The 19,839-nt window shown below is 72.9% G+C and carries 17 protein-coding genes; 15 read left to right on the plus strand and 2 right to left on the minus strand.

The genetic code is table 11. The features are described from left to right. Positions 1–240 precede the first annotated feature (240 nt). On the plus strand, positions 241–2,910 hold the full coding sequence (gene clpB, locus ACZ4A5_RS05110) for an ATP-dependent chaperone ClpB (protein ID WP_467578542.1): 2,670 nt from the start codon (positions 241–243) through the stop codon (positions 2,908–2,910). Between the two features lie 76 nt (positions 2,911–2,986). Beyond that, positions 2,987–3,517 carry a type III secretion system chaperone family protein gene (locus tag ACZ4A5_RS05115; protein ID WP_467578544.1) on the plus strand — a complete coding sequence of 177 codons (531 nt, stop codon included), beginning with the start codon at positions 2,987–2,989 and terminating at the stop codon, positions 3,515–3,517. Positions 3,518–3,638: 121 nt separating this feature from the next. Here the strand turns inward: ACZ4A5_RS05115 and ACZ4A5_RS05120 are convergent, their stop codons facing one another. Beyond that, positions 3,639–4,847, minus strand: a complete 1,209-nt coding sequence (locus tag ACZ4A5_RS05120; RefSeq protein ID WP_467578546.1) for a hypothetical protein — start codon at positions 4,845–4,847, stop codon at positions 3,639–3,641. Positions 4,848–5,695: 848 nt separating this feature from the next. Here ACZ4A5_RS05120 and ACZ4A5_RS05125 point away from each other — a divergent pair. Both ACZ4A5_RS05125 and ACZ4A5_RS05130 read left to right on the plus strand, forming a co-directional pair. Further along, positions 5,696–6,214 carry a DUF2617 family protein gene (locus tag ACZ4A5_RS05125; RefSeq protein ID WP_361521352.1) on the plus strand — a complete coding sequence of 173 codons (519 nt, stop codon included), beginning with the start codon at positions 5,696–5,698 and terminating at the stop codon, positions 6,212–6,214. A 98-nt stretch (positions 6,215–6,312) separates the two neighbouring features. Continuing rightward, a complete protein-coding gene (locus ACZ4A5_RS05130) occupies positions 6,313–7,905 on the plus strand; it encodes a polyamine aminopropyltransferase (RefSeq protein WP_467578549.1) in 1,593 nt (530 codons plus the stop codon). Here ACZ4A5_RS05130 and ACZ4A5_RS05135 read toward each other — a convergent pair. After that, complete coding sequence (locus ACZ4A5_RS05135; protein WP_467578551.1) at positions 7,880–8,797, minus strand: helix-turn-helix domain-containing protein; 918 nt, start codon at positions 8,795–8,797, stop codon at positions 7,880–7,882. The genes ACZ4A5_RS05130 and ACZ4A5_RS05135 overlap by 26 nt on opposite strands. A gap of 127 nt (positions 8,798–8,924) precedes the next feature. Here ACZ4A5_RS05135 and ACZ4A5_RS05140 point away from each other — a divergent pair, with 127 nt between their 5' ends. From ACZ4A5_RS05140 to ACZ4A5_RS05190, 11 genes are all read left to right on the plus strand, one after another. Then, positions 8,925–9,548 carry a DsbA family protein gene (locus ACZ4A5_RS05140; protein ID WP_467578553.1) on the plus strand — a complete coding sequence of 208 codons (624 nt, stop codon included), beginning with the start codon at positions 8,925–8,927 and terminating at the stop codon, positions 9,546–9,548. 45 nt (positions 9,549–9,593) lie between these two features. After that, on the plus strand, positions 9,594–10,241 hold the full coding sequence (locus ACZ4A5_RS05145) for an NAD(P)-dependent oxidoreductase (protein ID WP_467578555.1): 648 nt from the start codon (positions 9,594–9,596) through the stop codon (positions 10,239–10,241). Positions 10,242–10,333: 92 nt separating this feature from the next. Beyond that, positions 10,334–11,125 carry an SRPBCC domain-containing protein gene (locus tag ACZ4A5_RS05150; protein WP_467578557.1) on the plus strand — a complete coding sequence of 264 codons (792 nt, stop codon included), beginning with the start codon at positions 10,334–10,336 and terminating at the stop codon, positions 11,123–11,125. 110 nt (positions 11,126–11,235) lie between these two features. Beyond that, on the plus strand, positions 11,236–12,039 hold the full coding sequence (locus ACZ4A5_RS05155) for an aldose epimerase family protein (RefSeq protein WP_467578559.1): 804 nt from the start codon (positions 11,236–11,238) through the stop codon (positions 12,037–12,039). A 154-nt stretch (positions 12,040–12,193) separates the two neighbouring features. After that, positions 12,194–12,733: an orotate phosphoribosyltransferase gene (pyrE, locus tag ACZ4A5_RS05160; RefSeq protein ID WP_467578561.1), complete on the plus strand. Its 540-nt coding sequence runs from the start codon at positions 12,194–12,196 to the stop codon at positions 12,731–12,733. A 189-nt stretch (positions 12,734–12,922) separates the two neighbouring features. Beyond that, positions 12,923–13,945 carry a class II fructose-bisphosphate aldolase gene (fbaA, locus tag ACZ4A5_RS05165; protein WP_398869532.1) on the plus strand — a complete coding sequence of 341 codons (1,023 nt, stop codon included), beginning with the start codon at positions 12,923–12,925 and terminating at the stop codon, positions 13,943–13,945. A 104-nt stretch (positions 13,946–14,049) separates the two neighbouring features. Beyond that, a complete protein-coding gene (locus tag ACZ4A5_RS05170; RefSeq protein ID WP_467578563.1) occupies positions 14,050–15,567 on the plus strand; it encodes an MFS transporter in 1,518 nt (505 codons plus the stop codon). A gap of 674 nt (positions 15,568–16,241) precedes the next feature. Then, positions 16,242–16,655, plus strand: a complete 414-nt coding sequence (locus tag ACZ4A5_RS05175; protein WP_398869530.1) for a DUF3151 domain-containing protein — start codon at positions 16,242–16,244, stop codon at positions 16,653–16,655. A gap of 325 nt (positions 16,656–16,980) precedes the next feature. Then, positions 16,981–17,838, plus strand: a complete 858-nt coding sequence (locus tag ACZ4A5_RS05180; RefSeq protein WP_467578565.1) for a tryptophan 2,3-dioxygenase — start codon at positions 16,981–16,983, stop codon at positions 17,836–17,838. 16 nt (positions 17,839–17,854) lie between these two features. Then, the gene (gene kynU / locus ACZ4A5_RS05185) at positions 17,855–19,057 is read left to right on the plus strand and encodes a kynureninase (protein WP_467578567.1); all 1,203 of its coding nucleotides are present in this window, start codon (positions 17,855–17,857) and stop codon (positions 19,055–19,057) included. After that, a complete protein-coding gene (locus ACZ4A5_RS05190; protein ID WP_467578569.1) occupies positions 19,054–19,833 on the plus strand; it encodes an alpha/beta hydrolase in 780 nt (259 codons plus the stop codon). The genes kynU and ACZ4A5_RS05190 overlap by 4 nt, the downstream gene beginning before the upstream one ends. Positions 19,834–19,839 lie beyond the last annotated feature (6 nt).

A 19,839-nucleotide genomic window follows, 5' to 3' on the forward strand; every position in this document is an offset into this window, starting at 1 on the left:
CACCCCCAATGCGGTTGAAGGCCAGTGATGCCCGCGGACCGGCGGGGTGGGCGGTGATCGTGGCGATGTCACTCGAAGGAGCGCGCCAGGCACGCGTGTGCGGACGGCGGCCCGCAGGCGGAGCATGGAACCGGGCGGATCTGCTGGCCAATCCAAGGTTGAGTGGACTACGCTCAACTTATCGCACGTTGGCTTCAGCAGGGCAGCCATCGGAGCGGGACAGAGGAGGAGTGCACAGTCGTGGATGCGGAGCTGACGAACAAGAGCCGTGAGGCGCTGAGCGGTGCCAGTGAGCGGGCCGTGTCGGCGGGGCACGCCGACATGACCCCCGCGCACCTGCTGCTCGCCCTCCTCGCCGGCCAGGACAACGAGAACGTGATGGACCTGCTCGCCGCCGTCGAGGCCGACGCCGCGGCGCTGCGGTCGGGTGCCGAGCGGGAGCTGGGCGGGCTGCCGAGCGTGCAGGGGTCGACGGTCGCGCCGCCGCAGCCCAACCGCGAGCTGCTGGCCGTCATCGCCGACGCCTCGCAGCGCGCCCGCGAGCTGGGCGACACCTACATCTCCACCGAGCACCTGCTCATCGGGCTTGCCGCCAAGGGTGGCCGCACCGGTGAGCTGCTGGAGCGGCAGGGCGCGTCCGCGAAGAAGCTGCTGGCGGCCTTCGAGGCGGCCCGCGGCGGGCAGCGCGTGACCTCGCCTGACCCGGAGGGCACGTACAAGGCCCTGGAGAAGTTCGGCCAGGACCTCACCGCGGCGGCCCGCGAGGGCAGGCTCGACCCGGTCATCGGCCGGGACGCCGAGATCCGCCGCGTGGTGCAGGTGCTCTCCCGGCGCACGAAGAACAACCCGGTCCTCATCGGTGAGCCGGGCGTCGGCAAGACCGCCGTCGTGGAGGGGCTGGCGCAGCGGATAGTCAAGGGCGACGTCCCGGAGTCGCTGCGCAACAAGCGGCTCGTCTCGCTCGACCTCGGCGCGATGGTCGCGGGCGCGAAGTACCGCGGTGAGTTCGAGGAGCGGCTCAAGACCGTCCTGGCCGAGATCAGGTCCAGCGAGGGCCAGATCATCACGTTCATCGACGAGCTGCACACGGTCGTCGGCGCGGGCGCCGGGGGCGACTCCGCCATGGACGCGGGCAACATGCTCAAGCCGATGCTGGCCCGCGGCGAGCTGCGCATGGTCGGCGCGACGACGCTGGACGAGTACCGCGAGCGGATCGAGAAGGACCCCGCGCTGGAGCGCCGCTTCCAGCAGGTGCTGGTCGCCGAGCCCTCCGTGGAGGACTCCATCGCGATCCTGCGCGGCCTCAAGGGCCGCTACGAGGCGCATCACAAGGTCCAGATCGCCGACTCCGCCCTGGTCGCCGCCGCCACCCTCTCCGACCGCTACATCACCTCCCGCTTCCTGCCCGACAAGGCCATCGACCTCGTGGACGAGGCGGCCTCCCGGCTGCGCATGGAGATCGACTCCTCCCCCGTGGAGATCGACGAGCTCCAGCGCGCCGTCGACCGGCTCAAGATGGAGGAGCTCGCGCTCTCCAAGGAGTCGGACGAGGCCAGCAAGCAGCGCCTGGAGAAGCTGCGCCGCGACCTCGCCGACAAGGAGGAGGAACTGCGCGGGCTGACCGCCCGCTGGGAGAAGGAGAAGCAGTCCCTCAACCGGGTGGGTGAGCTCAAGGAGCGCCTCGACGACCTGCGCGGCCAGGCCGAGCGCGCCCAGCGCGACGGCGACTTCGACACCGCCTCCAAGCTGCTCTACGGCGAGATCCCCGGCCTGGAGCGCGAGCTCGCGGCCGCCGCGGAGGCGGAGGCCGAGGCCGAGCAGGAGGCCGCCACCCGCGACCTCATGGTCAAGGAGGAGGTCGGCCCGGACGACATCGCCGACGTCGTGGCCTCCTGGACCGGCATCCCGGCCGGCCGCCTGCTGGAGGGCGAGACGCAGAAGCTGCTGCGCATGGAGGAGGAGCTCGGCAAGCGGCTGATCGGCCAGGAGGAGGCCGTCACCGCCGTCTCCGACGCCGTGCGCCGCTCCCGCGCGGGCATCGCCGACCCCGACCGGCCCACCGGCTCCTTCCTCTTCCTCGGCCCGACGGGCGTCGGCAAGACCGAGCTGGCCAAGGCGCTCGCGGACTTCCTCTTCGACGACGAGCGGGCCATGGTCCGCATCGACATGAGCGAGTACAGCGAGAAGCACTCGGTGGCCCGCCTCGTCGGCGCCCCGCCCGGCTACGTCGGCTACGAGGAGGGCGGCCAGCTCACCGAGGCCGTCCGCCGCCGCCCCTACACCGTCGTGCTCCTGGACGAGGTCGAGAAGGCCCACCACGAGGTCTTCGACATCCTGCTCCAGGTCCTCGACGACGGGCGGCTGACCGACGGCCAGGGGCGCACGGTCGACTTCCGCAACACCATCCTGATCCTGACCTCCAACCTCGGTTCCACCTATCTGGTGGATCCGCTGCTCAAGGAGGACCAGAAGAAGGAAAGGGTGCTGGAGACCGTCCGCGCCTCCTTCCGGCCCGAATTCCTCAACCGCCTCGACGACCTGGTGGTCTTCCACGCCCTCGGCGTGAGCCAGCTGGAGCGGATCGCCGGGATCCAGATCGCCCACCTCCAGCGGCGTCTCGCCGACCGCCGCCTCACCCTCGACGTCACCGAGCCCGCCCTGCGCTGGCTGGCCACCCTCGGCCAGAGCCCGGACGCCCCGGACGGGGCCACGCCCGACCTCACCTACGGCGCGCGCCCGCTGCGCCGCCTGGTGCAGACGGCCATCGGCGACCGCCTCGCGCGGGCGATCCTGGCCGGCGGGATCCGGGAGGGCGACACTGTGAAGGTGGACGTCGATCCGGCCGGGGACGGCCTGACGGTGGGGCCGGAGCGGCGGGAAGCGCTCGCGGGTCCGTCATCGGCGGCGTGATCCCGAGGGGCGGGGGTTGCCAGCCCCCGCCCGGCATGGGGGAGGATGGCGGGAACCGTACGAAGGGAAATTCACGGTGAGCATCGACCCGTCCTCGATTCCGAATTTCGGGGGCCAGCCCGAACCGCAGGAGACGGGCCCGGCCGGCCCCGTCATCCCCGACCAGGACCTGGTCAAGCAGCTCCTCGAGCAGATGGAGCTGAAGTACGTCGTGGACGACGAGGGAGACCTCGCCGCACCGTGGGAGCAGTTCCGTACGTACTTCATGTTCCGCGGCGAGGAAGAGCAGCAGGTCTTCTCCGTGCGGACGTTCTACGACCGTCCGCACGGCATCGAGGAGAAGGCACAGCTCCTGGAGGTCGTCGACGACTGGAACCGCCGGACCCTGTGGCCGAAGGTCTACACCCACACCAACGACGACGGCACCGTCCGTCTGATCGGTGAGGCGCAGATGCTGATCGGCGTCGGCGTCTCCCTGGAGCACTTCGTCTCCAGCACGGTCAGCTGGGTGCGCGCCTCGATCGAGTTCGACAAGTGGCTCATCGAGCAGCTCGGCCTGGAGGCCGACGCCGAGTCGGGCGACGACAAGCCGGACGAGGAAGCCTGAGGATTCCGGCTTCGACGGGTGGGCTGCGAACGGCTGAGCTCGGCCGCTCACAGCCCACCCGTCGCTCGCGGGACGGAACGACCCACGGCCGGAGACCGGCGGAGCCCATGCGCGGCCGGTCTCACATCGGCATGCGGGCGACCGTCAGCAGGTACGTCCCGTAGAGGAACGAGAGCCCGGCCAGCGCGCCGACCGTCACGACGACGGTGCGCTGCCGGGCTCTCGCCATCGCCAGGGCCGCCGGTAGCAGCAGCGGGAAGGCCGGCAGCAGGAAGCGCGGCTTGGACGCGAAATAGCTGGAGCCGCCGACCGCGATGACGAAGAGGACCAGCGCGTAGACCGCCAGCACCGCGGGCGGCCGGTCGAGGAAGAGCAGGACGAGCGCGACCAGCGCGACGCCCAGGATCGCCAGGGTGACGTAGTAGGCCATGGCGTCCCGGCCGATGAAGAGGTGCCGGATGAACCGGAACGCGTCCCGCCCGAAGTCGAACCGCGAACCCCACAGCCGCTGTACGTCGAAATAGCCGAGCACCCCGCCGCCGGAGCGGAAACCGGCCCACAGCACATAGGCGGTCCAGCCGAGCGGCGCGAGCGCCGCGCCCGCCCAGACCCGCCAGTCCGTACGGGCCGGCCGGTCCCGGGCCAGGGTGAGGGCGGCGCCGACGCAGACGGCCGCGGCCACCGCGACGGCGTTGGGCCGCGACAGCCCCGCGAGCAGCGCGAGCGCCCCGGCCCACAGCCGCCGCCCGGTGATCGCCGCGTAGAGCGCCCAGGCGGCGAGGGCGGTCATCAGCGGCTCGGTGTAGGCCATGGTCTGCACGATCGCGTGCGGCAGCAGCCCCCACAGGACGACGAGCGCGGTGGCCACTTTGCGGCCGTGCAGCCGCTCGCCGATCGCGTAGATGCCCCAGGCGGCCATGCCGGCCGAGGACCAGGCGACGAGCAGCCCGGCGGTGACCGCGGTGAACGGCAGCACGGTCATCACCGCGCGCACCAGACCGGGGAACAGCGGGAAGAACGCCAGGTCGTTGAAGACCACCCCGCGGGTGGTGGGCGAGGGGATGATCAGGCCGTAGCCGTGCCGGGCGATGTCGGCGTACCAGATGCCGTCCCAGGAGTGGCCGAGCAGCGTGCGCGGATGGCGGCCGATCCACCAGGCCCAGCCCGCCATGACCGACATCCCGGTGAGCCGGACGGCGGCGTAGAGCGCGAGCGCGGGGCCGGCCCTGCGCAGGGCGTCGCGCACCCGGTCGAGGCGGCGGGCACGGGCGCTCGGGGCCGCGGGGTGCGGTTCCGGCGCTCGTACGGGCACGGCGGTGTCGGCTGACACGGGGGCACCTCCGGTGCGGGCGCGGCCCGGTGTCCGCCGCGGGGGCGGTGCGGGGGCCGGGGCACGGGTACGGACGGGTGGCGGTTCGGCATACCGACCATGCGTCTCGCGCGTCACGCGCGCGACACGGAACGCCCGTTAGCGGTGCGCCTTCCACCCGCTCGGCGGGCACGGCGGAGTGTCTGCGCGGGACGGGGGCGCGGGTGTGCAGAGGGGCGGGCCGAGGGAGGTGTGCGCCCTCCACCGGGGGCGCGGGCCGCCGAGTGCCGCGCGCGTCACCGCGGTGCGCGCGGCAGGCGCCCGGCACCGCCACCGGCCGTCCGCGCGTGGACGCGTCCGGACGGCGTGCGATTTCCCTGTGAACTCCCTTCGCGCGCCGGGGTGGTGGGCATTCGCGCGCCCGCCTTCGTAACGCGCCCCAATGCGCCCTCCAGTGTCGTGCATTTCTCGTTCCGTATTGGTGAAGAACCCGTGTCCATGGCATCGGCAGCGCCCGGAAAGGCTGTTTGAGCAGGGGATTTGCAGATGGCTCAGGCCTGATCGCATATGCGTCCGGCCGCTTGTCCTGGGCCTGTCGTGCGCAATGATTCTGAACAGTTGAACTGCCTGGCCCTCGCGTGGATGGAAAGCACGATGAGATGGGTAAAAACGCTGTGAGCGCCGGTCAATTCATGATTCCCTCTCATTCAGAGACACGTGTCGGAGACGACTCCTCACGGAATCCTCGGCATCACTGTCATCGGACCCCACGGAACACTCATATGTGGGCATGAGCCGGCGCACTCGAAGACTCTGGTCCTCCTCGGCGGGCCGGCCCACCCTCCACTGCGTGCTTGCGGAGCCGACCCATGCTCACCACCCTCAAGACCACCTACACCGACACCCGTGCCGCCGACCTCGCCTGGTGTCTGGGGAAGGACCCTCTCCCCGCCCTGGCCGTCCTCGACCTGCGGCTCGCCGACTCCCTCGTCCAACTGCGGCTGCTCGGCGCCTCCCACCAGGTGCTGCTGGAGGAGGAGGGCGGTGTCTGCTCGGAGACCGTGGCCTGTCTGCCGGGCAGCGCCACCCCGCTGCCGCTGGGCGTGGCCCGCCGCGTCGGCGCCTGGGAGTACGAGTTCGCGGCCCGGATAGAGACCCTGTCGCACGGCTCCTTCGCGGGCCGGGCGCAGGAGCTGCTGGCGCTGGTCGCCGAGCATCCGTACGGACTGGCCGGCACGTTCCCGGGTAGCCCGCACGCCTTCACCGCGCTGCTCGCGCAGCGGCGCGAGGGCCAGGTCAGCTGGCGTACCTGGCACGCGTATCCGCAGGAGGGGCGGTTGGTCGCCACCCGCACGAGAGTGGCCGTGCGGGCCGCCGCGACCCTCTGAGCGACCCCGCGAGGCGCCCGGAAACGCGCCATGGAACACCTGTAATAAACCCTTGTGGGTGACAAAAGGTTGTCGGATCGTGACGTAGCGTTCCCATCATGATCTACCGCCCGGTACCGGCGCGGCTGCCCGTACCGGCCGGGCTCGGCCGCTTCGTGGTCCTGACCACCGTCTTCATCTGCGCCGCCTGCGGGCTGGTGTACGAGCTGGAGCTGGTCGCCCTGGCCTCGTATCTGATCGGCGATTCCGTCACCCAGGCGTCGGTCGTGCTGTCGGTGATGGTCTTCGCGATGGGCATCGGCTCGCTGCTCGCCAAGAGGCTGAGAGCCAGGGCCGCCCTGGGCTTCGCCGCCGTCGAGGCGGTGCTGGCGCTGGCCGGCGGCCTGTCGGCCATGGCGCTCTACGCCTGCTTCGCCTGGTTCGGCCAGGCGCGGCCGGCCCTGGTGGCGTTCTCCCTGACCATCGGGGTGCTGATCGGTGCCGAGGTGCCGCTGCTGATGACCCTCATCCAGCGCATCCGGCGGCAGGACGCGGGCGGCGCGGTCGCCGACCTCTTCGCCGCCGACTATGTGGGCGCCCTGGTCGGCGGACTCGCCTTCCCCTTCCTGCTGCTGCCCGTGCTCGGGCAGTTGACGGGCGCGCTGTTCACCGGCGCGGTCAACGCGGCGGCGGGCGGGGCGCTGGTGCTCTGGCTCTTCCGCGGCGATCTGAGCGCGCGCTCGCGCTGGGCGCTCCTCGCCGCCAACGCGCTGGTGCTGGCGCTGCTGGCCGCGGGCACGGTCCTCACCGGCCCCTTCGAGCGGGCCGCGCGCCAGGCGGTCTACGGCTCGGATGTGCGGGTGGCCGTGCAGTCGGATGTGCAGGAGGTCGTGCTCACCGGCGGAGGCGGCAGCGGGAAGCCGCTCTCGCTCTTCCTCGACGGGCGGCTGAAGGTCAGCGGGGACGACGAGTTCCGCTATCACGAGGCGCTGGTCCACCCCGCGATGTCCGGGCCGCGCCGCAGGGTCCTGGTGCTCGGCGGGGGCGACGGCCTCGCCCTGCGCGAAGTGCTGCGCTACGGGGACGTCGCCTCGGTCACCGTCGTCGAACTCGACCGCGCACTGCTGAGGTTGGCCCGCACCGACCGCGATCTGACCGCGCTCAACCACGACGCCTTCCGGGATCCGCGGGTGCGCACGGTCGTCGGCGACGCCTTCGACTGGCTGCGCGGCCGCCCCGCCGACGACCCTCCGTACGACGTGGTGATCTGCGATCTGCCCGACCCGGGCATCACGCCCAGCACCAAGCTGTATTCGCAGGAGTTCTACGGCCTGGCGGAGCGCCGCCTGTCTTCCGCCGGGCGGCTCGCCGTGCACGCCGGCACGGTCGACGCCCGCCCGCGCGTCTTCTGGACGGTGGAGGCCACGATCCGCTCGCTGGGCCTGCGCACCCGGGCCTACCGGGTGGGTGGCGCGCCCGGCGGGCCCGGGCGGGCGGCCGGACGGCGGGCCGTCGAGCGCGCGGAGGAGGGGGACGACTGGAGCTTCGTCCTGGCGTCCCGGGAGTCCATATCCCTGCAACTCCCGCCGGTGCGCCCCTCCTTGCAGTCCCTGACGCCCGGCGAGCTGGCCGCGGCCGCCCGTGCCGCCGAGCGCAGCCGTGAGCCCGGGCTGCTGCCGTCGACCCTCATGCACCCCCGCTATGGGGAGTGACATCCGGCTGCCGGCGGAACGTGGCGCGGAAGGCGCCCGGGGAGCAACCGGCGCGGTGGTGGAAGAACTTGGAGAAGTTCGCCGCGTCGTCGAAGCCGATCCGCTCGGCGATCCGGGCGGCGGGCAGCTCGCTGTGCGCGAGCAGCCGCTTGGCCTCCAGCATCACCCGGCGGTCGATGAACTCCTTGGCGCCCACCCCCGCGCCCGTGAGGGCCGCGCGCGAGAGGGTGCGGGGGGAGTAGCCGAGCGTGCGGGCGTAGTCGGCGACCCGGTGGCTGGTCGCGAAGTCCCGTTCGACGGCCGCCCGGAAGCGCACGAAGGCGTCCCCCGGCGCCGGCACGTTGCTGCCGACCGGGGCCGTGAGGTGCGCGAGGCGCAGCACCAGCACGGACAGCAGGTGCCGCAGGACGGCGGAGTGCACGTCGGCGGGCAGTCCGCGACTGGTGCGGAAATCGGCCTCCAAGTGGTGCACCGCGCAGAAGACGGCCTCCCGGTCCTGTCCGACCGGCTGCCACAGCACCGGCCGGAAGGGGTCGTCGGCCACCGCCGCGACGGCCGTGCCGGGGGAGAGGAAGCCGGGCTGCACCAGGACGACCGCGCCGTCGATGCCCTCCACCGCGCCGTACTGCTGCACCTGTCCGGGCCGCACCCACAGCACCGACCCCTCCTCCAGGGAGTAACCGGTGAAGTCGACGGTGTGTCCCGCGGACCCGGAGCGGACGGCGATGATCTGGTGGAAGTCCAGCCGCTGCGGCTTGGCGAGCAGGCCCTCGGGCGAGCGGGCGCGCAGCTGGGCGAGCGTCATCACCTCGACCCCCTCGGGCGTGCCCGGCGGGGCCCGGTAGGTGAGCTCGACGATCTCTTCCTCGCGGGCGTGTCGATTTTTCACCATGAGGAGACCTGAGCGTACCTGGTCGGCCCCCGGAAACGGCCATAGCTTGGTCGTAACGCACCACAAGGAGTGCGTGGCCCACAGCAGTCGTCCCGGCCGGGACAGGCTGCCCGTTTCAGGGAAAGACATGGCACGGCACAAGCTCACTTACGCATTCGACGCCTACTGCGGCTGGTGCTACGGCTTCGGACCGGCCGTCCGGGAATTCGCCGCGGCGAACGCCGGGCGCGTCGAGCTGACCGTGCGCAGCGGCGGCCTCTTCACCGGCCCCCGGGCGCAGCCCGTCTCCGCGTACTCCTACATCCCGCAGGCCGACGCCCGCATCGGCGAGCTGACCGGCGCCGTCTTCGGCCCCGGCTACGCCAAGGCGTTCGCCGACGGCACCGCCGTGCTCGACTCGGCCGACGCCGCGACGGCCCTGGTCGCGCTGCGCCGACAGGCGCCCGAGAGGACACTGGAGTTCGCCGGCGCACTGCAACGCGCCTGGTACGTCGACGGGCTGAGCCTCTCCGACCCGGACACCCTGCGCGCGGTCGCGGCCGGGCTCGACGGCGTCGACGGCGAGGCCGTCGTGGCCGCCGCGGCGGACCCGGACGCCCGCCGCGAGGCGGAGGCGGACTTCCGCGAGGTGCGCCGCCTGGGCGTCGACAGCTTCCCCACGCTGCTGCTGCACACCCCCGGCGGCGTACGGCGCCTCGGCGGGCCGACCTCGTCCGCAGCGGCCCTCACCCGGGCCCTCGACCAGCACTGACCCCTCTCCCCCCTTCCCATCCTTATCTCTCTCTGAGGAGCCCCCATGGCAAAGATCGCTCTCTTCGGTGCCAACGGCACCATCGGCAGCCGCGTCCTGCGCGAGGCGCTCGACCGCGGTCACCAGGTCACCGCCGTCGTCCGTGACCCCTCGAAGCTCTCCGAGGCGCCCGGCCTGACCGTCGTCACCGGTGACGTCCTCGACCCGAAGTCGGTGGCCGCGGTCGCCGAGGGCCAGGACGTCGTCGTCAGCGCGGTCGGCGGCGGCGACGGCCCCGGCCACATCGCGACCATCGAGCCCGCGGCCAAGTCGCTGGTGGCGGGCGTCCGTACGCTCGGTGACGCGGCCCCGCGCATCATCGCGGTCGGTGGCGCCGGTTCGCTGCGCACGCCCGAGGGCAAGCAGGTCTGGGACACCGAGGGGCTCCCCGAGTTCCTGCTCCAGATCATGCACGCGCACGGCGACGCGCTGGACTACTACCGCACCGTCGACGACGTCCGCTGGACCAACATCAGCCCGGCCGGGCTGATCGAGCCGGGCGAGCGCACGGGCACGTACCGCACGGCCCTGGAGGACCTCGTCATCGGTGCCGACGGCAAGAGCCGCATCTCCGCCGAGGACTACGCGGTCGCGCTCGTGGACGAGATCGAGCGTCCGCAGCACGTGGGCGAGCGCTTCACGGTCGGCGACTGACATTCGCCCTTCGGGGTTCCGCGGGCGGGGCGCGACGGAAAGTTCGGCCTGAGAGGCACTGGTGAGGGGCCTGATGGGTAGGCTCGCTTGCTATGGAGCATGAGGTGTTCGTTCCGTTTTCCGTCGACTCCGTCCGCCGGGTCCTCGCCGACCCCGCCCGCGTGGTGCGCTGCGTCCCCGGCCTCCAGCAGGACGTCGCGGATGCCTCCGGCGCGCTCGTGGCCGGACGCCTCCGGCTGCGCATAGGTGGCTCGACCATCACCTACCGGGGCTCGCTGCACCTGACCGAGCGCGACGGCTCCTACGAACTGTCGGGCGAGGGCAGCGAGGTGCGCGGCTCCGGCACGGTGACGCTCGCGCTGCGCGGCGTGCTGGCGCCCACCGCCGACGGCTCCCGGCTGACCTGCACGGGAACGGTCGGCAGCACCGGCCGGCTGGCGGAGTTCGACGAGAAGGCCGTGGAGGCCACGGCCCGCCGCCTGCTCGACCGTTTCGCCGCCGCGCTCGTGGAGGAGCTGCGGGAGGACGCGGAGGAGGAGGCGGGCGCCGCGGGTGAGGGTCCCCGGCTGGAGGGCGGCAGCGTCTTCGACACGGAGGTCCCGCCGCCGTCCCTCGACCCGTCGGCGGACGACGAACTCGACGTTGACGACGAGGACGACGTCGACGACGAGCCGCCCGCGGAGGCCGCGCACGCGCGCCGCACGATGATCGGGCGCAGCGCGGAAGAGGTCGACCACGCGCCGCCGCGCGGCCGTTACGCGCCCGTCCCGGCGCCGGAGGCGGCCTCGGCGACGGCGGCCGCGCTGCGCTGGGCGGCACCCGCGGCGGCGGTGGCCCTGGCCTCGGCGGTCGTGGTGAGCCGGGCGCTCCGCCGCAGGCGCTGAGCCGTGCGGCCCGGAGCCGGGCTGCCCGGCGAAGAGCCCGGACCGGCGATCGAGGGTCCGGGTTCGGGGCGGAGCCCCGAATCCCGGTGTCCGGCCCATAAGGTCGTTTCGTGAGCACCGACAAGACGAATCAGGTCCACCTGAAGGCGGGCGACGCCGAGCTGACCGTGGATCCCCGGAACGGGTGCAGGCTCACCAGCCTGCGTATCCGCGGCACCGAACTCCTGCGGCAGGGTGCCAAATACGGCGCCTTCCCCATGGTCCCCTGGTGCGGTCGCATCGAGCTGGGGCAGTTCCGCAACGGCGGCGAGCGCCACCAGATGCCCGTCAACCATCCCCCGCACGCGATTCACGGCACCGGCCGCGACACCGCCTGGAGCACGGTGCGCGCGGACGACACCTCCGCCGCGTTCATGTACGACCTCGCCGAGCCGTGGCCGTACTCCGGCCGGGTCACCCAGCTGGTGGAGCTGGCGGCGGACTCCCTCACGCTGACCATGGGCGTCGAGACGTACGACAACTCCTTTCCTGCGCAGGCCGGCTGGCACCCGTGGTTCCTGCGCGACCTCGGCTCCGGCGGTGAGGCGGAGCTCGCGTTCGACGCGGAGTGGCAGGAGGAGCGTGGCGACGACCATCTGCCGACGGGCCGCCGCATCGCGCCGCAGCCCGGCCCCTGGGACGACTGCTTCGGCATGCCGGACGGCGTGGACGTCACCCTCACCTGGCCCGGTCTGCTGGAGCTGAAGGTGGCCAGCCGGGCCGAGTGGGTCGTGATCTACGACGAGGAGAAGGAGGCGGTCTGCGTCGAACCGCAGTCCGGCCCCCCGAACGGCCTCAACACCCTGCCGCGCCTCGTCACTCCGATCGACCCTCTGGAGATCTCCACGACGTGGACGTGGCGGACGTTGGCGTGATCCGTATCCGGCGGGACCGCGGAAATACGCACCCAGGCCGGCCACATCAAGCCCGTCCGACGCGTGAGGACGCGCCCGCAGGGCGTTCCGGCCGCGGACGGCGGACGGCCCGCACTGGGACGAGGTCCGCCGGACACGGCCTAAGCTCGTCGGTATGAGCGAAGCGCGTGACGCCCTGCTGCAGCAGATCAAGGACAAGGCCGTGGTCCACGGCAAGGTGACCCTCTCCTCCGGCAAGGAGGCCGACTACTACATCGACCTGCGCCGGATCACCCTGGACGCCGAGGCGGCTCCCCTGGTCGGTCAGGTGATGCTGGACGCCACGGCCGACCTGGAGTACGACGCCGTCGGCGGTCTCACCCTCGGCGCCGACCCGGTCGCCACCTCGATGCTGCACGCCGCCGCCGCGCGCGGCCGCAAGCTCGACGCGTTCGTCGTGCGCAAGGCGCAGAAGACGCACGGCATGCAGCGCCGCATCGAGGGTCCGGACATCAAGGGCCGCCGCGTCCTGGTGGTCGAGGACACCTCGACCACCGGCGGCTCGCCGCTGACCGCCGTCGAGGCGGCGCGCGAGGCGGGCGCGGAGGTCGTCGCCGTGGCGACGATCGTCGACCGCGGTGCCGCTTCCGCCATCGAGGGCGCGGGCCTGCGCTATGTGACGGGCTACTCCCTGGGCGACCTCGATCTGTCCTGACCTGCGGTTTTTTCAAAGCATCCCGAAGGGCGGGCTGGTTTCACGTGAAACCAGCCCGCCCTTCGCGCTTCCCCGGCCGAGGACCCATGTGGAGCAATTCGGCGAGTCTGGGAAGATGGGGGCGACGATGAACGTCGCCCCCTAGGTCAGGGCCCCCTCGCCCACCCGCACATCACAAGGAGCGGACAGATGCCCATCGCAACCCCCGAGGTCTACAACGAGATGCTCGACCGGGCGAAGGCAGGCAAGTTCGCCTACCCGGCCATCAATGTGACCTCGACGCAGACGCTGCACGCCGCGCTGCGCGGTTTCGCCGAGGCGGAGAGCGACGGCATCATCCAGATCTCCACCGGTGGTGCGGAGTTCCTGGGCGGCCAGTACAGCAAGGACATGGTCTCGGGCGCCGTCGCGCTCGCCGAGTTCGCGCACGTCGTCGCCAAGAAGTACCCGGTGAACATCGCGCTGCACACCGACCACTGCCCGAAGGACAAGCTGGACGGCTACGTCCGCCCGCTGCTGGACATCTCCGCCGAGCGCGTCGCGGCCGGCCAGAACCCGCTGTTCCAGTCGCACATGTGGGACGGCTCCGCCGAGTCCCTGGCCGACAACCTGGCCATCGGCCAGGAGCTGCTGGCCAAGGCCGCCGCCGCCAAGATCATCCTTGAGGTCGAGATCACCCCGACCGGTGGCGAGGAGGACGGCGTCAGCCACGAGATCAACGACGAGCTGTACACCACCGTCGACGACGCGCTACGCACCGCCGAGGCCCTGGGCCTGGGCGAGAAGGGCCGCTACCTGCTGGCCGCCTCCTTCGGCAACGTCCACGGCGTCTACAAGCCGGGCAACGTCGTCCTCCGTCCCGAGCTGCTGAAGGACCTCCAGGAGGGTGTGGCCGCCAAGTACGGCAAGGCCAGCCCCTTCGACTTCGTCTTCCACGGCGGTTCCGGCTCCACCGAGCAGGAGATCCGCACCGCGCTGGAGAACGGCGTCGTGAAGATGAACCTCGACACGGACACGCAGTACGCCTTCACCCGTCCGGTCGCGGCCCACATGTTCAAGAACTACGACGGCGTCCTGAAGGTCGACGGCGAGGTCGGCGAGAAGAAGACGTACGACCCGCGCACCTGGGGCAAGCTGGCCGAGGCGGGCATGGCCCAGCGCGTCACCAAGGCGTGCGCGGACCTGCGCGCCACGGGCACGAAGCTGAAGTAACCCGCACCGCGCTCAAGGGCCCGGCCTCCACTCGCGCAGTGGGGGCCGGGCCCTTTCGGCTGTTGCGCTGGCCGGCCGCGCGCCGCACGGGGATGATTTCCGCTATGAGCGACCCTTCGCGGGAGGCGCTGAGTCCCTCCGGCACGCGGCCGTCGTCGAAGGAGCCCGGCGGCGTCCGGCTGGGCACGGGCACGGGGCGGGCCGTGCTGCTGACGGCCGTGCTCGGCTCCGGCATGGCGATGCTCGACAGCACGGTCGTCAATGTGGCGCTGCCGCACATCGGCGCCGACCTCAACGCCGACCTGGCCGTGCTCCAGTGGACCGTCAACGCGTACATGCTCACCCTCGCCGGGCTGATCCTGCTGGGCGGGGCGCTGGGGGACCGGTTCGGGCGGCGGCGGGTGTTCGTGGTGGGCGTCGTGTGGTTCGCGCTCGCGTCGCTGCTGTGCGGGATGGCGCCGGACGCCGGGGTGCTCATCGCCGCGCGGGCGCTGCAGGGCATCGGCGGGGCGCTGCTCACGCCCGGTTCGCTCGCCCTGATCCAGGCGGTCTTCCACCCGGACGACCGGGCCGGGGCCGTGGGGGCGTGGTCCGGGCTCGGCGGGGTGGCGTCGGCGGTCGGGCCCTTCGTGGGCGGCTGGCTGGTGGACGGGCCGGGCTGGCGCTGGGTGTTCCTGATCAACCTGCCCCTGGCGGCCGTGTGCGTGCCGGTGGCCCTCCGGCACGTGCCGGAGACCCGCGACCCGAGGGCACACGGGCGGTTCGACGTCCTGGGCGCGACGCTGGGGGCGCTGGCGCTCGGCGCGGTGACGTACGCCCTGATCGCCGCCCCCGGGAAGGGCGCGTCACCCTGGGTGATCGGGCCGGCGGCCGTCGGGGTGCTGCTGGGCGTGGCGTTCTGGCGGGTGGAGAAGCGGCGGGCCGAACCGATGCTGCCGCCCGTGATCTTCGCGAACCGGATGTTCACCTCGGTCAACGCCGTCACCGTCTGCGTCTACGCCGCCTTCAGCGGCTTCTTCTTCCTGTCGGTGCTCCAGCTCCAGATCGTGGTCGGCTGGTCGGCGCTGGAGGCGGGCACCGCGCTGCTGCCCACGACGGTGCTGATGCTGCTGCTGTCCGCGCGCTCCGGCCGCCTCGCGCAGGGCATCGGCCCGCGGATCCCGCTGACGGTCGGACCGCTGCTGTGCGCGGCGGGGATGCTGCTGATGACCCGGGTCGGACCGGGCGCGGTGTACTGGCGGGACGTCCTGCCCGCCCTCGTCGTGCTCGGCATGGGCATGGTGGCGCTCGTCGCCCCGCTCACCTCGACGGTCCTGGCCTCCGTGGACGTCGGCCGCGCGGGGCTCGCCAGCGGCATCAACAACGCGGCGGCCCGCGCGGCGGGCCTGATCGCCGTGGCCGCGCTGCCGCTGCTCGCGGGCATGGGCCCGGAGACGTACCGCGATCCCGGCGCGTTCACGGGGGCGTTCCACCGCTCGATGCTTCTGTGCGCGGGGGCGCTCGTGGTGGGGGCGCTCCTCGGCTGGTCGACGGTGCGGGCTCCGGGTGGGCGGTGCCGGCCGGAGGCGGCGTATCACTGCGGGGTTTCGGCGCCGCCGCTGGATCCGGGGGATGCGGAGTAGATCTCCGGGGTGGGGCGCCTGCGGCGGGCTTTTCCCCTGCCCGCCCCTTCCCGGCTGCGTCTGACGTGCGGGTCCCCCCGGGGGCGTGCCCCAGGCTTCCCGGCTGCGGGTGCGTTGCCGCCTGTGGCGGGAGCGGCCTGCGGCCGCGTCCTCAATCTCCCCCAGCTACCGCTGGGAGGTGCCCCCACGGGCTGTTTGTTCCCCAGCCCCGCCCCTTCCCGAAACTGGGGCTGCCGCCCCAGACCCCGCAACACGCTTCGCGCGTTGTCCTCAAGCGCCGGACGGGCTGAAAACAAAAAGACGGGGGCACCCCGAAACCGAATGTCGCCCTCCGGTGGGAGGTGGTGGCGCTGGAGGGTGGGGTTCCGGAACGCGGTGCGAGTTCGGGGCACTCAATGCGCGTGACGGTGCCCGCACCGCGTTCCAGGCCCTCAGCCCGGAAGTCCCACCCCCGGCACCCACCACACACCCAAGCCCGGCCGGCGATTGAGGCCACGCCCGCAGGGCGTGCCCCGCACCGGACAACGGCGAACCCACCACAACCCATCCCGGCCGGCGATTGAAGCCGCCGCCCGCAGAGGCGCCCCGCCGCAGGCGGCAACGGAACCAAGGCGACGAATCCGCACCCACCCACACCCGCCCAGCCAGCGCAGCGACAAGGCAGACTGGAGCCCATGTCCATTCACGAGAACCTGCTCGGGGGACCGCCCCCGACCCACCTGCCCGACGACCCCGAGCCGCGCGAGCTGCTCGCCTCCGGTGCCGCCCCGGCCGAGGTGGCGGCCAAATACCCGGCGTCCTCGCTCGCCTGGGCGCAGCTCGCCGACGAGGCGTTCGAGGGCGGCCGGGTCGTCGAGTCCTACGCCTACGCGCGCACCGGCTACCACCGCGGGCTCGACGCCCTGCGCCGCAGCGGCTGGAAGGGCCACGGCCCGGTGCCGTTCGAGCACGAGCCGAACCGCGGCTTCCTGCGCGCGCTGCACGCGCTCGCGCGGGCCGCGCAGGCGATCGGGGAGCAGGAGGAGTACGAACGCTGCTCGGCGTTCCTGCGCGACAGCTCCCCGACGGCCGCCAGCACGCTGGGCTGACCCGGCGCGACCTTCGCGCCCCGGGCAGCCCCTGGCAGCACCGGGCGGAACCGACCGGAACGCCCCGCTCCACGCGGGGCGTTCCGGCTGTCGGCGGGCCGGTAGGCGGGCCGGCCCGCAGGCGGGCCGGAAGGTCGGTTGGCGAGGCCGGCGGGCGTTCCCGCGGGTCGACGGGCGACGTCGGCGGGTCGTCCGCAGGGTTATCCACAGCCCTTGCCGCAGGCGGCGGCAGGGACGGATGATGCGTGGCAGGGGACCGGGGCTCCGATGCCGACGGGAAGGGGCGGACCGCTACCCGGAAGCACGTCATGCCGAGGAGAGCGCGATGTCGCAGCCGCAGTCACCCTGTCCGCCCAGCCCGGAGGCCGCCGGTCCGGCCGCCCCGAATCTCGACTTCGAGGGCACCACGCCGTACGAGGACTACGTCCGGGCCTCGGTGCTCAGCAGGCTCCAGGAGCCGCTCTCCGACGACCCCGGGGAGATGGCCTTCCTGGTCACCACCCAGGTGATGGAGCTGTGGTTCACCGTCCTCGTGCATGAGTGGAGCACGGCCCGGCACGCCCTCCGGCGGGACGACCTGGAGGCCGCGCTGGCCGCGCTCAAGAGGTCGGCCTACGAGCTGGAGTCGCTCAACGCCTCCTGGAAGCCCATCGCCCACCTGACGCCTGGTCAATTCAACGCGTACCGGGGCGCGCTCGGCGACGCGTCCGGCTTCCAGTCCGCCACGTACCGCCGCCTGGAGTTCCTGCTCGGCGAGAAGTCCGCGGCCATGCTGACGCCCTATCGCGGCGCGCCCCGCGAGGGCGCCGAGCTGGAGAAGGCGCTGCGCGAGCCGAGTCTGTACGACGAGGTGCTGCGCTATCTGGCACGGCTCGGCCATGAGATACCCCGGTCCGTGCTCGACCGCGACGTCTCCGAGCGGTATGCCCCCGATCCGGGTGTCGAGCGGGTCTGGCAGCGGATCTACGAGGGCCCGCGGCACAGCGACGAGTGCCGTCTGGGCGAGAGCCTGACCGAGGTCGCCGAGCTGGTCTGGCGCTGGCGCAACGACCATCTCGTGGCCACCCGCCGGGCGATGGGCGCGAAGGCCGGCACGGGCGGCTCCTCGGGAGTGGCCTGGCTGGAGAAGCGGGCCGCGAAGAACGTCTTCCCCGAGCTGTGGACGGCGCGCAGCCATGTCTGACGTGAAGGGAGCGGGCATGAGCGGAGCACTCGGCCGGGAGGCCGCCGAGCTCGACGCCGCGGATGTACTGCGCGCCAAGCGCGCCGAGTTCGCGCTCGCCGACGAGGTCGTGTATCTCGACGGCAATTCCCTGGGTGCCCTGCCCGGCGCGGTGTCCGCCCGGATCGCGGATGTCATCGGGCGGGAGTGGGGGCAGCTGGGGATCCGGTCCTGGACCGAGTCCGGCTGGTGGTCCGCGCCCGAGCGGATCGGTGACCGGATCGGCGCGCTCGTCGGGGCCGCGCCCGGCCAGGTCGTGGTCGGCGACTCCACGAGCGTGAATGTCTTCAAGGCGGTCGTGGCGGCCGTCCGCATCGCCCGGGAGGAGGCGCCGGGCCGTGACGAAGTGCTCGTCGACAAGGCCACGTTCCCCACCGACGGCTATGTCGCGGAGTCGGCCGCCCGGATGACGGGCTGCCGCGTCCGGGCCGTGCCCGCGGTGGAGCTGGCCGGGGCGGCCGGGCCGCGCACCGCCGCCGTGCTGGTCAACCACGTCGACTACCGCACGGGCCGCCTTCACGACCTGCCCGCCCTGACCGCCGCCGCGCACGCGGCGGGGGCCCGCCTCGTGGCGGACCTGTGCCACAGCGCGGGCGCCCTGCCGGTCGAACTCGACGCCTGGGGCGTGGACTTCGCGGTGGGCTGCACGTACAAATACCTCAACGGCGGCCCCGGCTCGCCCGCTTGCCTGTACGTCCGCCGCGAGCTCCAGCCCCGCTTCGACTCGCCGCTGCCCGGCTGGAATTCCCATGCCGACCCCTTCGCGATGTCCCCCGCCTACGCCCCCGCCGAGGGCGCGGCGCGCGGCCGGGTCGGCACGCCGGAGATCCTTTCCCTCCTCGCGCTCGACACCGCGCTCGACGTGTGGGACGGGGTGGCGCTCGCGGACGTCCGGGCCAAGAGCCTCGCCCTGACGGACTTCTTCCTGCGCTGCGTCGGGGAGTACGTCCCCCAAGGCCGCGTCGAGAGCGTCACGCCCGCCGCGCACGCGGAGCGCGGCAGCCAGGTGGCGCTGCGCTGTTCCGGAGCCGGGGCGGTGATGGAGGAGCTCATACGCCGGGGAGTCGTCGGGGACTTCCGGCCCCCGGACGTCCTGCGCTTCGGCTTCACCCCGCTGTACACATCCTTCGCGGACGCCGAGCGCGCCGCGCGGGTGCTGGCGGAGGTGCCGGCCCCATGACCGGGGCGGCCGAGGCACACGCGCTGCTGGCCCTGGAGTACGTCCCGCCGGACGAGACCGTCGCGTACGGCGGCCACCCCAGCCAGGTGATCGACCTCTACCGGCCGGCCGAGCCGTCCGGCACCCGCGTGACCCTCCTGCACGGCGGTTTCTGGCGGGAGGCGTACGACCGGCGCCATCTCGCGCCCCTGGCCGCGGCGCTGGCGGCGCGCGGGGCGGAGGTCGCCCTCGCGGAGTACCGCCGGGTGGGCGGGGGCGGCGGCTGGCCGGAGACGTTCGACGACGTGGCCACGGTCCTCGCCCGCGACGTGCCGGGCACTCGGCACGTCCTCGCCGGGCACTCGGCAGGCGGCCACCTCGCGCTGTGGGCGGCGAGCACGGAGCCGGGCACGGTGGTCCGTGTCGTCGCCGTGGCGGCGGTCACGGACCTCGGGCGGGCGCGGGTCCTCCGCCTGAGCGGCGGGGCGGCCGACGAACTGCTGGGCGGCGAGGACCGCCCGGAGGCGGACCCGGTGCGGCTCGGGCGGCCCCCGGTCCCGACGGTGCTGGTGCACGGCGAGGCGGACGAGGAGGTGCCGGTGGACTTCTCCCGGAGGTACGCGGCGGCGGTGGGCGGCCCGGTGGATCTCCGGCTCCTGCCGGGGGCCGGGCACTACGCGGTGGTGACACCGGGAGCGGCGGCGTGTGACGAGGTTCTCGCGGCGATCGACGGGCCCTGGCGGGGCCGGGCCGCGAGCCCCGGCCGCGGGTGTCACCCCAGGTGGAGCCGTGCGTAGTCCTTG

It is taken from the genome of Streptomyces sp. NPDC025618 (assembly GCF_055558795.1).

Excerpts from the sequence above, each read along its gene's own strand:
- ACZ4A5_RS05140 (WP_467578553.1), top strand. The coding sequence starts at position 8,925 with ATGGCACGGCACAAGCTCACTTACGCATTCGACGCCTACTGCGGCTGG.
- fbaA (WP_398869532.1), top strand. The coding sequence starts at position 12,923 with ATGCCCATCGCAACCCCCGAGGTCTACAACGAGATGCTCGACCGGGCG.
- kynU (WP_467578567.1), top strand. The coding sequence starts at position 17,855 with ATGAGCGGAGCACTCGGCCGGGAGGCCGCCGAGCTCGACGCCGCGGAT.
- ACZ4A5_RS05170 (WP_467578563.1), top strand. The coding sequence starts at position 14,050 with ATGAGCGACCCTTCGCGGGAGGCGCTGAGTCCCTCCGGCACGCGGCCG.
- ACZ4A5_RS05150 (WP_467578557.1), top strand. The coding sequence starts at position 10,334 with ATGGAGCATGAGGTGTTCGTTCCGTTTTCCGTCGACTCCGTCCGCCGG.
- ACZ4A5_RS05180 (WP_467578565.1), top strand. The coding sequence starts at position 16,981 with ATGTCGCAGCCGCAGTCACCCTGTCCGCCCAGCCCGGAGGCCGCCGGT.
- ACZ4A5_RS05190 (WP_467578569.1), top strand. The coding sequence starts at position 19,054 with ATGACCGGGGCGGCCGAGGCACACGCGCTGCTGGCCCTGGAGTACGTC.
- ACZ4A5_RS05135 (WP_467578551.1), bottom strand. The coding sequence starts at position 8,797 with ATGGTGAAAAATCGACACGCCCGCGAGGAAGAGATCGTCGAGCTCACC.
- ACZ4A5_RS05125 (WP_361521352.1), top strand. The coding sequence starts at position 5,696 with ATGCTCACCACCCTCAAGACCACCTACACCGACACCCGTGCCGCCGAC.
- ACZ4A5_RS05175 (WP_398869530.1), top strand. The coding sequence starts at position 16,242 with ATGTCCATTCACGAGAACCTGCTCGGGGGACCGCCCCCGACCCACCTG.
- ACZ4A5_RS05145 (WP_467578555.1), top strand. The coding sequence starts at position 9,594 with ATGGCAAAGATCGCTCTCTTCGGTGCCAACGGCACCATCGGCAGCCGC.
- pyrE (WP_467578561.1), top strand. The coding sequence starts at position 12,194 with ATGAGCGAAGCGCGTGACGCCCTGCTGCAGCAGATCAAGGACAAGGCC.
- ACZ4A5_RS05130 (WP_467578549.1), top strand. The coding sequence starts at position 6,313 with ATGATCTACCGCCCGGTACCGGCGCGGCTGCCCGTACCGGCCGGGCTC.